The organism is Serratia sp. K-E0102, assembly GCF_029962625.1.
Lineage (GTDB): Bacteria > Pseudomonadota > Gammaproteobacteria > Enterobacterales > Enterobacteriaceae > Serratia > Serratia sarumanii.
In genome coordinates this window covers 4,024,428-4,038,268 of sequence record NZ_CP124754.1, presented here as the reverse complement: position 1 = coordinate 4,038,268, position 13,841 = coordinate 4,024,428, and the positions used below count along the sequence as shown (strand labels likewise).

General features: G+C 59.5%; 13 protein-coding genes. 10 read left to right on the top strand and 3 right to left on the bottom strand.

Features of this window, described 5'->3' with window-relative positions; genetic code table 11:
- Window positions 1-108 precede the first annotated feature (108 nt).
- Window positions 109-2,247: a lysine decarboxylase LdcC gene (locus tag SSARUM2_RS19265; RefSeq protein ID WP_060452445.1), complete on the top strand. Its 2,139-nt coding sequence runs from the start codon at window positions 109-111 to the stop codon at window positions 2,245-2,247.
- A 27-nt stretch (window positions 2,248-2,274) separates the two neighbouring features.
- Here the strand turns inward: SSARUM2_RS19265 and SSARUM2_RS19260 are convergent, their stop codons facing one another.
- Window positions 2,275-2,727, bottom strand: coding sequence for an SgcJ/EcaC family oxidoreductase (locus tag SSARUM2_RS19260; RefSeq protein ID WP_072270112.1), 453 nt, complete (start codon window positions 2,725-2,727; stop codon window positions 2,275-2,277).
- Between the two features lie 227 nt (window positions 2,728-2,954).
- Here SSARUM2_RS19260 and SSARUM2_RS19255 point away from each other — a divergent pair, with 227 nt between their 5' ends.
- From SSARUM2_RS19255 to SSARUM2_RS19225, 7 genes are all read left to right on the top strand, one after another.
- The gene (locus SSARUM2_RS19255; protein WP_060388405.1) at window positions 2,955-3,344 is read left to right on the top strand and encodes a VOC family protein; all 390 of its coding nucleotides are present in this window, start codon (window positions 2,955-2,957) and stop codon (window positions 3,342-3,344) included.
- An 89-nt stretch (window positions 3,345-3,433) separates the two neighbouring features.
- Window positions 3,434-4,987 (top strand): lysine decarboxylation/transport transcriptional activator CadC, encoded by a 1,554-nt coding sequence (gene cadC / locus SSARUM2_RS19250; protein WP_060429307.1) that lies wholly within the window; start codon window positions 3,434-3,436, stop codon window positions 4,985-4,987.
- Between the two features lie 369 nt (window positions 4,988-5,356).
- Complete coding sequence (cadB, locus tag SSARUM2_RS19245; RefSeq protein ID WP_033649814.1) at window positions 5,357-6,700, top strand: cadaverine/lysine antiporter; 1,344 nt, start codon at window positions 5,357-5,359, stop codon at window positions 6,698-6,700.
- Between the two features lie 95 nt (window positions 6,701-6,795).
- Window positions 6,796-8,934: a lysine decarboxylase CadA gene (cadA, locus tag SSARUM2_RS19240; protein WP_043139919.1), complete on the top strand. Its 2,139-nt coding sequence runs from the start codon at window positions 6,796-6,798 to the stop codon at window positions 8,932-8,934.
- A gap of 68 nt (window positions 8,935-9,002) precedes the next feature.
- Complete coding sequence (gene dtpD / locus SSARUM2_RS19235; protein ID WP_049213637.1) at window positions 9,003-10,454, top strand: dipeptide permease DtpD; 1,452 nt, start codon at window positions 9,003-9,005, stop codon at window positions 10,452-10,454.
- 56 nt (window positions 10,455-10,510) lie between these two features.
- Window positions 10,511-11,842 (top strand): tRNA lysidine(34) synthetase TilS, encoded by a 1,332-nt coding sequence (tilS, locus tag SSARUM2_RS19230; RefSeq protein WP_060438374.1) that lies wholly within the window; start codon window positions 10,511-10,513, stop codon window positions 11,840-11,842.
- Entirely contained in the window at window positions 11,842-12,156 is a 315-nt protein-coding gene (locus tag SSARUM2_RS19225) for a c-type cytochrome (protein WP_033635721.1), read from the top strand. The genes tilS and SSARUM2_RS19225 overlap by 1 nt, the downstream gene beginning before the upstream one ends.
- Before the next feature lie 50 nt (window positions 12,157-12,206).
- Here SSARUM2_RS19225 and rof read toward each other — a convergent pair whose 3' ends face one another.
- A complete protein-coding gene (rof, locus tag SSARUM2_RS19220) occupies window positions 12,207-12,470 on the bottom strand; it encodes a Rho-binding antiterminator (RefSeq protein ID WP_004931991.1) in 264 nt (87 codons plus the stop codon).
- Window positions 12,457-12,657 carry a YaeP family protein gene (locus SSARUM2_RS19215; protein ID WP_004931993.1) on the bottom strand — a complete coding sequence of 67 codons (201 nt, stop codon included), beginning with the start codon at window positions 12,655-12,657 and terminating at the stop codon, window positions 12,457-12,459. Before SSARUM2_RS19215 ends, rof begins: the two co-directional genes overlap by 14 nt.
- A gap of 213 nt (window positions 12,658-12,870) precedes the next feature.
- Here SSARUM2_RS19215 and SSARUM2_RS19210 point away from each other — a divergent pair, with 213 nt between their 5' ends.
- Window positions 12,871-13,419 carry a YaeQ family protein gene (locus SSARUM2_RS19210; protein ID WP_025304016.1) on the top strand — a complete coding sequence of 183 codons (549 nt, stop codon included), beginning with the start codon at window positions 12,871-12,873 and terminating at the stop codon, window positions 13,417-13,419.
- Between the two features lie 3 nt (window positions 13,420-13,422).
- Window positions 13,423-13,836: an alternative ribosome rescue aminoacyl-tRNA hydrolase ArfB gene (gene arfB / locus SSARUM2_RS19205; protein ID WP_049233542.1), complete on the top strand. Its 414-nt coding sequence runs from the start codon at window positions 13,423-13,425 to the stop codon at window positions 13,834-13,836.
- Window positions 13,837-13,841: the final 5 nt, after the last annotated feature.

Genomic DNA, 13,841 nt, shown 5'->3' with positions numbered 1-13,841 from the left:
CTGTGCTTCGCTGCAAGAAACCGCCTCCGGGCGGTTTTTTTTTGGCTACACACCACCGGATTTTCGTGGTGTTATAGAGACTTGGCCGTTAACTGACAGGAGCTGCCGATGAATATCATCGCCATCATGGGCCCGACGGGCGTCTACTACAAAGATGAGCCGATCCGCGAGCTCCACGCGGCGCTGGCCGCCATGGGATTCCAGCTGGTGTACCCCAAAAACAGCGGTGATCTGCTGAAGCTGATCGAAGCCAACGCCCGCATCTGCGGGGTGATCTTCGACTGGGACGACTACAGCCTGGAGCTGTGCAGCGAAATCAACGAGCTGAATGAATACCTGCCGCTGTACGCCTTTATCAATACCCATTCCACCTTCGACGTCAGCCTGCATGAAATGCGCATGGTGCTCTATTTCTTCGAGTATGGCCTGAATGCGGCGGACGATATCGCGCAGCGCATCCAGCAGTACACCGCGGAATACATCGATACCATTACGCCGCCGCTGACCAAGGCGCTGTTCAACTATGTGCGCGAAGGGAAGTACACCTTCTGCACGCCGGGCCACATGGCCGGCACCGCGTTTCAAAAAAGCCCGGTGGGCTGCCTGTTCTATGACTTTTTCGGCGCCAATACCCTGAAGGCCGACATCTCGATTTCGGTTACCGAGCTCGGTTCGCTGCTGGATCACACCGGGCCGCACCTGGAGGCCGAAGAGTATATCGCGCGCACCTTCAACGCCGAGCAGAGCTATCTGGTCACCAACGGCACCTCCACCGCCAACAAGATCGTCGGCATGTATTCGGCACCGGCCGGCAGCACCGTGCTGATTGACCGCAACTGCCACAAATCGCTGTGCCACCTGCTGATGATGAGCGATATCGTGCCGATCTATCTGCGCCCGCTGCGCAACGCCTACGGCATCCTCGGCGGCGTTCCGCAGCGCGAGTTCACCCGCGAAAGCATCGCCGCCCGGGTGCAGGAGACCGAGAACGCCACCTGGCCGGTGCATGCGGTGATCACCAATTCCACCTATGACGGCCTGCTGTACAACACCGACTACATCAAGCAGACGCTGGAGGTGCCATCGATCCACTTTGACTCCGCCTGGGTGCCTTACACCAACTTCCATCCGATTTACGACGGCAAGAGCGGCATGAGCGGCGAGCGGGTGCCCGGTAAGGTTTTCTACGAGACCCAGTCGACGCACAAGCTGCTGGCGGCCTTCTCGCAGGCCTCGATGATTCATATCAAAGGCGACTACGACGAGAGCACCTTCAACGAAGCCTACATGATGCACACCACCACCTCGCCGCACTACGGCATCGTGGCGTCGATGGAGACCGCGGCCGCCATGCTGCGCGGCAACCCGGGGCGCCGCTTGATCAACCGCTCGGTGGAGCGCGCACTGCATTTTCGCCGTGAAGTGCAGCGGCTGCGCGAGGAGAGCGACAGTTGGTTCTTCGACATTTGGCAACCGGAAGAGATCGATGAGGCGCAATGCTGGCCATTGGATCCGGACGACAACTGGCACGGCTTCGGCCAGACCGATCGCGATCACATGTACCTCGATCCGATCAAGGTGACGATCCTGACGCCGGGCATGAACGAGCTGGGCGCGCTGGAGGAGGAAGGGATCCCGGCGGCGCTGGTGGCGAAGTACCTCGACGAGCGCGGCATCGTGGTGGAGAAGACCGGGCCGTACAACCTGCTGTTCCTGTTCAGCATCGGCATCGACAAAACCAAGGCGATGAGCCTGCTGCGCGGCCTGACCGACTTCAAGCGCGCCTACGATCTCAATCTGCGGGTGAAGAACATGCTGCCGGATCTGTACGCCGAGGATCCGGATTTCTATCGCAACATGCGCATTCAGGATCTGGCCGCCGGCATTCATCGCCTGATCTGCCAGCACGATCTGCCGCGCCTGATGCAGCGGGCGTTCGACGTGCTGCCGGAAATGAAGCTGACGCCGCACCAGATGTTCCAGGAGCAGGTGCGCGGCAACGTGGAAACCTGCGAGCTGGATCAGCTGGTGGGCAAGGTGGCGGCCAATATGATCCTGCCGTATCCGCCGGGCGTGCCGCTGGTGATGCCGGGGGAAATGATCACCGAAGAGAGCCGGGCGGTACTCGATTTTCTGCTGATGCTGTGCTCGATCGGCGAACGTTACCCCGGTTTTGAAACCGACATCCACGGCGCCAGACTGACGGAGGACGGGCGCTATCTGGTGAAGGTGTTGAAGCCTTCCTGATATCGGGCGTAGCGCGGTTTCCGGCGGTCAGCTTTCCGGCATGACGGAGGAGTGATGAGTGGAGATTTTCCACTCGTCACCGTCCCAGGCATAGGTAAAGGTATAACGCGCCGATACCGTCGATTTGTCTGCGAACGTAAAGGCATAGATGCCGGTATCTATCGCGGTGTTGCAGCCAAGGCGTATGGTGCGGCTTTTAATGTTGCCCACCGGTCTTTTCGCCAGAAAATGTCTGAAGTAATCCACCCGTTCGGCATTCGTCAGCCGCATCTTGTTGGAAAGCGTGGGGAGCAACACCGCATCGTCCAGATAAGTATTTGCGACTTTTTGCGCTTCTCCACTCTGTAAAGCGGTATTCCACCGCTCGAACAACCCCTCGATTTGGAGCCGGTCTGTTTTTACGCAAACGGGCGCCGTCGTTGCCCAAACCGAAGTGGAAATACACATTAACGAACCGATGACGCCGGGGCGCATTTTCATACCTGTTCCTTTATTCAGGTGAGTTTTGTTGCCGTCATTGCGTGAATAGGCGGCAAATAAATTCAATACTAATATAATTTCGTATTGTAATTATCAAAAATAATTTGAATGTTACGGCGGGATTGTATGAGAGCGCAAATGGGGGAGAACAGCAGATAAGATTGACCGTTGACGGCATCACCGCCGCCGGATACCTTGCCTCATCAGACCGAACAGGAGAGGCTGCCATGCTGGCGTTACGTCAGGTACACCATATCGCGATCATTGGCGCGGACTACGCCGCCAGTAAGCATTTTTACTGCGACATTCTCGGATTTACCCTGCTGAGCGAAGTCTACCGCGAGGAGCGCGGCTCCTGGAAAGCCGATCTGGCGCTCAACGGGCAATACACTATCGAGCTGTTTTCTTTCCCTTCGCCGCCGGCCCGCGTCAGCCGCCCGGAGGCCTGCGGCCTGCGCCATCTGGCGTTCAGCGTTGACGACATTGGCCAGGCCATCGCCCATCTGCAGGCGGCCGGCGTCGCCTGCGAACCGGTACGCGTCGATCCTTATACCCAATCCCGTTTTACCTTTTTCAGCGATCCCGATGGTTTACCGTTAGAATTATACGAGAGTTAACGGCTTAATCGCCTCCCGGCGGCCACAGCCGGGGGCGGTTATGCTATGATCGCGCCCTTGCCCTACATGCCTACAGAGTTATTTCCGCCATGCAAGAGCCTGCTTTTCGCGTCGGGGAGTGGCTGGTTACCCCTGCCGACAACACCATCAGCCGCGACGGACGCCAAAAAACGCTGGAACCGCGCCTGATCGACATGCTGTGCTATTTCGCCCGGCATCCCGACGTGGTGCTGAGCCGCGACGAGCTGATCGACAACGTCTGGAAGCGCAATATCGTCACCAACCATGTGGTGACCCAATGTATTTCAGAGCTGCGCAAATACCTGAAAGACGGTGACAGCGACAGCCCGGAATACATTATCACCGTGCCCAAGCGCGGGTATAAGCTGGCGACGTCGGTGATCTGGTGTGAAGAAGGGGAGACGCAACCCGCTCCCGCACAGGCGCCGCAGATCGCGGTGATCATGCATGAGCCGGAAGACGGCAGCGAGGAAGACGAGACGCCGTATGTGCCGCCGCGCCGGACAAGCGCACCGCCTGCCGCGCCCGGCGAAAAGAAGCCGCGTTTTTATCGTCGCTCGACCTTCTGGGTGTGGCTGGCGTTTCTGGCGGCGCTCAGCGTCTGCGTGGCGTTTGTCGGCATCGCCACGCTGTCGCAGCGCGTGCCGGTATCCACCATGCCGGTGCTGCTCAACCCGCGCGATATCGATATTCGCATCCAGGGCGGCGAGAGCTGCAGTAACTGGATGCCGCAGCTCTCTTATGTGGTGGGCGTCAGCGAGCTGATCACCGATTCGCTGAACACCTACTCGACCTTCCTGGTACACGACCAGACCAACTACAACTATTCCGGCCCCAGCAACTCGGGCAAGTCGCTGTATATCGAGTTCGTCAATCAGCGCCACTACCGCGCCCAGCAGTGTTTCCTGTCCGTGCGGCTGGTGGATAACGCCGACAGCTCAGTCATGCTGGACAAGCGTTACTTTATTACCGCCGATAACCAGCTGAAGATCCAGACCGACTTCCTCTCCAGCCTGTCCGCTGCGCTGAAGCAGCCCTGGCCGCCACAGCTGGAGCAGCGCCTGGCGCAGCTGCTGCCCGACAACGGGCCGTTGCTGCAGCGTTTCTACCAGGCGCACCAGTTGCTGATCCACGGCGACGCCGATTCGTTGACCCGCGCCAGCGCCCAGCTGAGCGAGCTGATTAAAAGCGCGCCGAACTTCCATTACCTGCTGGCCGAAAAGGCGCTGGTGGATCTGCTGCGTAATTCTTATCAACCGTTCGACAGCCAGGCCCTGGCGCAATTGCGCGCCGATATCAGCCATCTGGCGACGATCCCCGAATTGAAAAACACGCCAATCATGCAGCAAGTTCTGGCGGTAGATGCATTGACGCAGGGGCGCATTGACGAGGCGCACCGGGCGATCGATCTGGGGATTGAATTGCAAATGTCGTGGCTGAATTATGTGCTGCTGGGCAAGGTGTATGAAATGCAGGGGCAGAACCATTTGGCGGCGGATTCTTATATTACCGCATTCAATCTTCGCCCCGGCGAAGACACATTGCATTGGATCACCAACGGCGTATTCCAGACGTCATTGACCAACGTGGTGCCTTATTTAAATAACTATCAGCGCCAATAATTAACCGATATCACGCCGCCATTATTCTCCGGGAATCATGGCGGCGTTATTTATTGGTGAAGGCATGTTGCGTGAATGTATTATTTTGCTGCGCGATATTATTTCTTTTTTGCCGTTTGTTATGCGTCATTAACCTTGTCATATTGTTGTTTTTAAATGATGTTTATCTTTTCTTTAGCTTATCTTTTTATCTTGATGTGTTAATGAAAAACCTCAGGTTATCATTTGTATGATCATGAGCGTAATCTCACTTTATCTTTAGGACTTTATTCCCCCCGATGGTTAGCATCCTGACTATCAAGCCGGCTCATTAAAATCTTTTATTTATGGGTGTGGCTTATAAGAAACGTAAATCAGGAGAAACTGACCATGGCTTCACCCAAGAAAATAGGGCTTATTGCCTGCACCGGCGTCGTCGCCGGTAATATGATGGGGAGCGGGATTGCCTTATTGCCCGCCAACCTGGCGAGTCTCGGATCTATCGCCATCTGGGGATGGGTGATCTCGATTATCGGGGCGATGTCGCTGGCCTATGTGTATGCCCGCCTCGCCACCAAAAACCCGCAGCAGGGCGGCCCTATCGCCTACGCGGGTGAAATTTCCCCGGCCTTCGGTTTCCAGACCGGCGTGCTTTATTACCATGCCAACTGGATCGGTAACCTGGCCATCGGCATTACCGCCGTTTCTTATCTCTCCACCTTCTTCCCGGCGCTGAACAACCCGGTACCTGCCGGCATCGCCTGTATCGCTATCGTGTGGATCTTCACCTTCGTCAACATGCTGGGCGGAACCTGGGTCAGTCGTTTGACCACCCTGGGCCTGGTGCTGGTGCTGATCCCGGTGATCGTGACTGCCACCGTCGGCTGGCACTGGTTTGACGCCGCCACCTATCAGGCTAACTGGAATACCTCCGGCACCACCGACAGCCATGCGGTCATCAAAAGTATCCTGCTGTGCCTGTGGGCGTTTATCGGCGTGGAATCCGCAGCGGTCAGCACCGGCATGGTGAAAAACCCGAAACGCACCGTGCCGCTGGCAACCATGCTCGGCACCGGCCTGGCGGGCATTATCTACATCGCCGCCACTCAGGTGATCAGCGGTATGTTCCCGGCGTCTGAAATGGCCGCCAGCGGCGCGCCGTTCGCCATCAGCGCCTCGGCGATTATGGGTAACTGGGCCGCACCGATGGTTTCCGCCTTCACTGCCTTCGCCTGCCTGACGTCGCTCGGTTCGTGGATGATGCTGGTCGGCCAGGCCGGGGTACGCGCCGCCAACGACGGCAACTTCCCGAAAGTGTACGGCGAGCTGGATAAAAATGGCATTCCGAAGAAAGGCCTGCTGCTGGCCGGCTGCAAAATGACCGCGCTGATGGTGCTGATCACCCTGATGAGCTCCGCCGGCGGCAAAGCGTCCGACCTGTTCGGCGAGCTGACCGGCATCGCGGTGCTGCTGACCATGCTGCCTTACTTCTACTCCTGCGTAGACCTGATCCGCTTCGAAGGGGTCAACGTGCGCAACCTGCTGAGCCTGATCGCTTCGGTGTGCGGCTGCGGCTTCTGCTTCATCGCGCTGATGGGCGCCAACTCATTCGAACTGTCCGGCACCTTTATCATCAGCCTGATTATCCTGATGTTCTACGCCCGGAAAATGAATACCCGCCAGGCTGCCAACGCCGCGGCGGTCGATGAAAACACCACGGCCAAAGCGCACTGATTCGCGTCCGCTGACCGACTGAATTTACCCAGCCCCTTTCTTTCCGACCTGTCAGCCGCGACGGGAAGGGGCTTGCTTTGCCAGGAGAAATGCATATGAACGTTATCGCCATCATGAATCACATGGGTGTCTACTTCAAAGAAGAGCCTATCCGTGAACTGCATCAGGCGCTGGAAAGTCTGGATTTCCGCATCGTTTACCCTAACGATCGCGAAGACCTGCTGAAACTGATCGAGAACAACGCCCGCTTGTGCGGGGTGATCTTCGACTGGGACAAATACAACCTGGAGCTGTGCGAAGAGATCAGCCAGCTGAACGAGTACATGCCGCTGTACGCGTTCGCCAACACCTATTCGACGCTGGACGTCAGCCTGAACGATCTGCGCATGCAGGTGCGCTTCTTCGAATATGCGCTCGGCGCGGCAACCGACATCGCCGCCAAGATCAAACAGAATACCGACGAGTATATCGACACCATCCTGCCGCCGTTGACCAAGGCGCTGTTCAAATACGTGCGCGAAGGCAAATACACCTTCTGTACGCCGGGCCACATGGGCGGCACCGCATTCCAGAAAAGCCCGGTGGGCAGCCTGTTCTACGATTTCTTCGGCCCGAACACCATGAAGTCGGATATCTCGATTTCGGTGTCCGAACTGGGATCGCTGCTGGATCACTCCGGCCCGCACAAAGAGGCGGAAGAGTACATTTCCCGCGTGTTCAACGCCGAACGCAGCTACATGGTCACCAACGGCACCTCCACCGCCAACAAGATCGTCGGCATGTATTCGGCGCCGGCGGGCAGCACGGTGCTGATTGACCGTAACTGCCACAAGTCACTGACTCACCTGATGATGATGAGCGACATCACGCCGATCTACTTCCGCCCGACCCGCAACGCCTACGGCATCCTCGGCGGCATTCCGCAGAGCGAGTTCCAGCGCGCCACCATCGCCAAACGCGTGAAGGAGACCCCGAACGCCACCTGGCCGGTGCATGCGGTGATCACCAACTCCACCTATGACGGCCTGCTGTACAACACCGACTTTATCAAGAACACCCTGGACGTAAAGTCTATCCACTTCGATTCCGCCTGGGTGCCTTACACCAACTTCCACCCGATCTATAAAGGCAAGTGCGGCATGAGCGGCGGCCGCGTGGAGGGCAAGGTGATCTATGAAACCCAGTCCACCCACAAGCTGCTGGCGGCCTTCTCGCAGGCTTCGATGATTCACGTGAAGGGCGACATCAACGAAGAAACCTTCAACGAAGCCTACATGATGCACACCACCACCTCGCCGCACTACGGCATCGTGGCGTCGACCGAAACCGCCGCGGCGATGATGAAAGGCAACGCCGGCAAGCGCCTGATCAACGGCTCCATCGAACGCGCGATCAAGTTCCGCAAAGAGATCAAACGCCTGAAAGTCGAGTCCGACGGCTGGTTCTTCGACGTCTGGCAGCCGGAGCATATCGATGAGCCGGAATGCTGGCCGCTGCGCTCCGACAGCGCCTGGCACGGTTTCAAGAACATCGACAATGAACACATGTACCTCGATCCGATCAAGGTCACCATTCTGACGCCGGGGATGAGCAAGGAAGGCGAGATGCAGCCGTTCGGCATCCCGGCCAGCATCGTGGCGAAATACCTCGACGAACGCGGCATCATCGTCGAGAAAACCGGGCCGTACAACCTGCTGTTCCTGTTCAGCATCGGCATCGACAAAACCAAGGCGCTCAGCCTGCTGCGCGCGATGACCGACTTCAAACGCTCGTTCGATCTGAACCTGCGGGTGAAAAACATGCTGCCTTCGCTGTATCACGAAGCGCCTGATTTCTATGAAAACATGCGCATTCAGGATCTGGCGCAGAACATTCACCGCCTGGTGGAGCAGCACAACCTGCCGGACCTGATGTACCGCGCGTTCGAAGTGCTGCCAACCATGGTGATGAACCCATACCAGGCGTTCCAGAAAGAGCTGCACGGCGAAGTGGAAGAGGTTTATCTGGAAGAGATGGTCGGCAAGGTCAACGCCAATATGATCCTCCCATACCCACCGGGCGTGCCGCTGGTGATGCCGGGCGAAATGCTGACCGAGGAGAGCCGGCCGGTGCTGGAGTTCCTGCAGATGCTGTGCGAAATCGGCGCGCATTATCCGGGCTTTGAAACCGATATTCACGGCGCCTATCGTCAGGCGGACGGACGTTATCGGGTGAAAGTGCTGAAGGCGAAATAACCGCAGCCAATAACAGGGGAGGCGCTCGCGCTTCCCCTTTGCCGTTCACCGACTGATGGGAGACCTCCATGAAAACACCCTCACAGCCGCGCGCAATCTACTATGTCGTAGCCATACAAATTTGGGAATATTTCAGCTTTTACGGCATGCGTGCGTTACTGATTCTCTATCTGACCCACCAACTCGGCTATACCGACAGCCACGCCATCGATCTCTACAGCGCTTACGCTTCGTTAGTTTACGTCACTCCTATTTTGGGCGGCTGGCTCGCCGACCGCCTGCTGGGCAATCGCGTCGCGGTGATCGCCGGCGCGGCGCTGATGACGCTGGGGCATATCGTACTCGGCCTGAGCGCGGTCTCCGCCCAGTCGCTCTATCTGGCGCTGGCCATCATCATCTGCGGCTACGGCCTGTTCAAATCCAATATCAGCTGCCTGCTGGGCGAACTGTATCCGGCGCACGACTCGCGCCGCGAAGGGGGCTTCTCGCTGCTGTACGCCGCCGGCAACGTCGGTTCCATTTTGGCGCCGATCGCCTGTGGGTTGGCGGCCGAGCGCTATGGCTGGCACGTCGGCTTTGCGTTGGCCGGGATCGGCATGTTCGCCGGCCTGGCGATCTTCCTGCTCGGCGGGCGCCACTTCCGCCATACCCGCGGCGTGAATGCACCGCTGATGCGCGCCAAAAGCCTGGGTTTGCCGCACTGGGGGTGGCTGCTGGCGGCGCTGCTGGCATCGCCGCTGTTCTTCACGCTGCTGTTTGTGCACGACTGGGCCGGCTATTTGCTCGGGCTGGTGTGCGTGGCGGCGGTGGCGCTGGTGGCACGCATTATGCTGCGTGCGGACGCCGGCCAGCGCCGGGGGCTATGGCAGATTGTTGTGCTGATGCTGCTGGGCACGCTGTTCTGGGCTTTCGCCCAGCAGGGCGGCAGCTCCATCAGCCTGTTTATCGATCACTTCGTCGATCGGCGCTGGTTCGGCTGGACGGTGCCGACCGCGCTGTTCCAGTCGGTTAACGCCTGCGCGGTGATGCTGGGCGGCGTGGCGCTGGCATGGCTGGCGAACGGCGACGGTACGGGCGATCGCACGCTGCGCATCTGGTGCAAGTTCGCCTTCGGTCTGCTGTTGATCGGCGTCGGCTTTACGCTGATGGCACTCAATACGCGGCTGCACGGGCCGGGATCGATGGGGCTGATGATCGCCGGCCTGGCGGTGATGGGCTTCGCCGAACTGTTTATCGATCCGGTGGCGATGGCGCAGATCACCCGGCTGAATATCCCCGGCGCCACCGGCGTGCTGACCGGCATCTATATGCTGGCGACCGGCTCGATCGCCAACTATCTGGCGGGCATCATCGCCAACCAGACCGCCGAGGATCACGTCGAGGGGGCGGCGATGCAGGCGTATGGCCGCATTTTCGCCCAGATTGGCTGGGGAGCGGCCGGATGCGCGCTGGCGGTGATCGCGGTGCTGGGCGGTTGGTGGCTGCTGACGCGGCGCCAGGCACGGACGGTTAATGCTTGATTGATGACGGTAGGCGGGGTTAACGTGCAGCTATGTAGAAGTGACAAAGCCGACCGATGAATACTGATCAATTAACGACGCGGGTGGCAGACCAGTTGGGCGCGCAGCAGCGGCTGCTGGTGGCGTTCAGCGGCGGCCTGGATTCCAGCGTACTGCTGCATGTGCTGGCGGCGTTGCGCCGCCGGCGTCCGGGAATGCAACTGCGCGCGCTGCATGTGCATCACGGCCTGAGCGCCTTCGCCGACCGCTGGGTTGAGCATTGCCGCAGCCGCTGCGCCGACTGGCAGATCCCGCTGACGGTGACGCACGTGCAGGTGGACGCCCGCCAGGGCGGCATCGAAGCGGCGGCGCGCGCGGCGCGCTATGCCGCCTTCAGCGCCGCGCTAACGGAGGGCGAAGCGCTACTCACCGCCCAACACCTCGACGATCAAAGCGAAACCTTCCTGCTGGCGCTCAAGCGCGGCAGCGGGCCGGCGGGGCTGTCGGCGATGGCGGCGCGCACCGCGTTGGGCGAGCACCTGCTGTTGCGGCCACTGTTGGGTTGCTCACGCCAGACGTTGGAAAACTACGCGCAACGCCACGCCTTAACCTGGATAGATGACGACAGCAATCAGGACACGCGCTTCGATCGCAATTTCCTGCGGTTGCAGGTGTTGCCGCAGCTCAACCAGCGCTGGCCGCACTTCGCCTCGGCGGTGGCGCGCAGCGCCGGCCTGTGCGCCGAGCAGGAGCAGCTGCTGGACGAACTGCTGGCAGAACCGCTGCAAAGCCTGTTGGCGGCGGATCGCTCATTGGCGATCGACGGCCTGACGGACTGTTCGCCGGTGCGGCGCTTCGCCTTGCTGCGGCGCTGGATCGCGTTGTTTAACGTCACCATGCCGGCGCGTGAGCAGCTTCAGCGCCTGTGGGAGGAGGTGGCGCTCAGCCGGGAGGATGCCGAACCGCAGCTGCAGCTCGGCGCCTATCAGATTCGCCGTTTCCGCGGCCGGTTGCACCTGTTGCCGCCGCTGGCGGCGCTGCGCGATGTGCATCTGCCCTGGCAGCCTGATCAGCCGCTGGCGCTACCGGACGGGCTGGGGCGGCTTGTCGCGGGTGAGGGCGAGCTGGCGCTGCGCGCGCCGCAGCCGTCGCAGCGGATCAGCATTCGTTTCGGCGGCGTGCAGGGCGCGGTGCGCATCGTGGGGCGCGCCCATTCGCGGCCGATAAAAAAATTGTGGCAGGAGCTGGGGATCCCGCCCTGGCAGCGTGAACGCATCCCGTTGATTTATTATGATGAGCAGCTGATCGCCGCGCTGGGCGTATTCGTCTGTGAGGCGGGGCAGGTGCCGGAAGGTGAACGTCCGTGGCGGCTGCGCTGGGAAAAAAATCATAATCACGAGGAGCAATAATGAAGTTTGTGGGGATCACGCTGTTGGCCGCCGGCCTGTTCAGCCTGCCGGCGTTGGCGGCGGGGGATGCGGCGGCCGGCCAGGCGAAAGCCGCCGCCTGTGCTGCGTGTCACGGTGCGCAGGGCAAGGTGACGGTGCCGATGTACCCGAATCTGGCCGGGCAAAATGCCATGTACCTGCAGCACGCGCTGCAGGCGTACAAGAAAGGGGAGCGCAACGGCGGCCAGGCCGAGGTGATGAAGGCCTACGTGTCGGGGCTGTCGGATGACGATATCGCCGATCTGGCGGCCTTTTACGCCAGCCTGAAGCCGTAAATGACGAGGGCAGCCGTTGGGCTGCCCTGTTGGGATGGGGTTACCGCTGCTCAGTCCGACAGACTGACGACCACGGTACCGATTTCCGGATGACTGAAACTGCTGATATGGTCCAGACGCAGGTCGCGCTGTTGGCCATTCTGTTCGATGGTCAGATACTCAACGCGTTTCTTTTGCAGCAGGTCGATCGCCTTGGCCTCGATCACTTCTCCGTCGCGTAACTCCAGCTTCAGAATAAGTTTATGCTGACAGGCGAGTTCCAGGTTGTCGTAGTCATCGCAATTGATGGGTTGGTACTCATCATTCATCAACATAGTCGCTCACCAATAAGTTAGCGGCGGCAAAGGCCGCCTGTTCCCTAACGGAGGACGGTAGCGCATCGTTCGCTGCGACATCGTCCAATGCCTTTAACGCACAAGCCAGCGCATCGGGCACGTAGCCAAGATCTCCACTGCCAATCTCGGCGTAAGTACGGCGTACTAACTCACAGTATTGTTGCACAGTTTCCTCCCTTAAGAACCTCTGCATCATCAAGACTACTATCGCGATGAGGCGCAGGCTCTTGGAGTTTTATCCTATCCCAGACGACTATAGCACAGCTGTTATGGAGTTATCAGCACCCCGGCACGCCTTTCGCACTGCCGCGGCCGGGCCGCGCTGGCGGCGTTCGGCCCTGATCAAGTACACTGTCGCCGGATAATAACGAGGTCACCCATGGCGCTGAAAGCAACCATTTATAAAGCCGCGGTCAATATCGCTGATATGGATCGTCACTTCTACCACGACGCCACGCTGACGCTGGCGCAACACCCGTCCGAAAACGAGCAGCGCATGATGCTGCGCCTGTTGGCCTGGATCTGCCATGCCGACGAGCGGCTGGTGTTCACCAAAGGACTGAGCGCCGACGACGAGCCGGAGATCTGGCAGCGCAACGACCACAATGGGCTGGAAATGTGGATCGAGATGGGGTTGCCCGACGAAAAACGCATCCGCAAGGCTTGCAACCAGTCGCCGCGCGTGGTGCTGTACGCCTACGGCGAGCGCGCCGCGCACGTGTGGTGGCAGGGAATGCAGGGCAAGGTGGCCGGCTACAAGAACCTGAGCGTGCGTTTCCTCGACGACGAACAGCTGGCGCGCCTGACTGCGCTGGCCAGCCGCACCATGACGCTGCAGGCGACGTTGCAGGAGGGAACTATTTGGCTGTCCGATGCTCAGAATAGTCTGGAAATCCAGTTTGCCGAGTGGCAGCAGGCACAGGTGTAACCGGTGCTGGAACTGTCAAGAAACATCGCCATACCGGATAATGAGCTGGAATTGACGGCGATCCGCGCGCAGGGCGCGGGCGGCCAGCACGTGAACAAAACCTCAACGGCGATCCATTTGCGCTTTGACATCCGGGCATCCAGCCTGCCAGAGTATTATAAGGAAAGGCTGCTGGCGCTGAATCATCATCTCATTACCGCCGATGGCGTGGTGATTATCAAGGCGCAAGAGTATCGCAGTCAGGAATTGAATCGCGAAGCGGCGTTGGCCAGGCTGGCCGCGCTGATTCGGCAGGCGATGGTGGTGGAAAAAACGCGCAAGGCGACCAAGCCCACAAAAGGGGCCAAACTGCGTCGCCTGGAAGGCAAGGCGCGTAAAGGCGCCACCAAGGCGCTGCGTGGCAAGGTTCGCACTTAGGAATA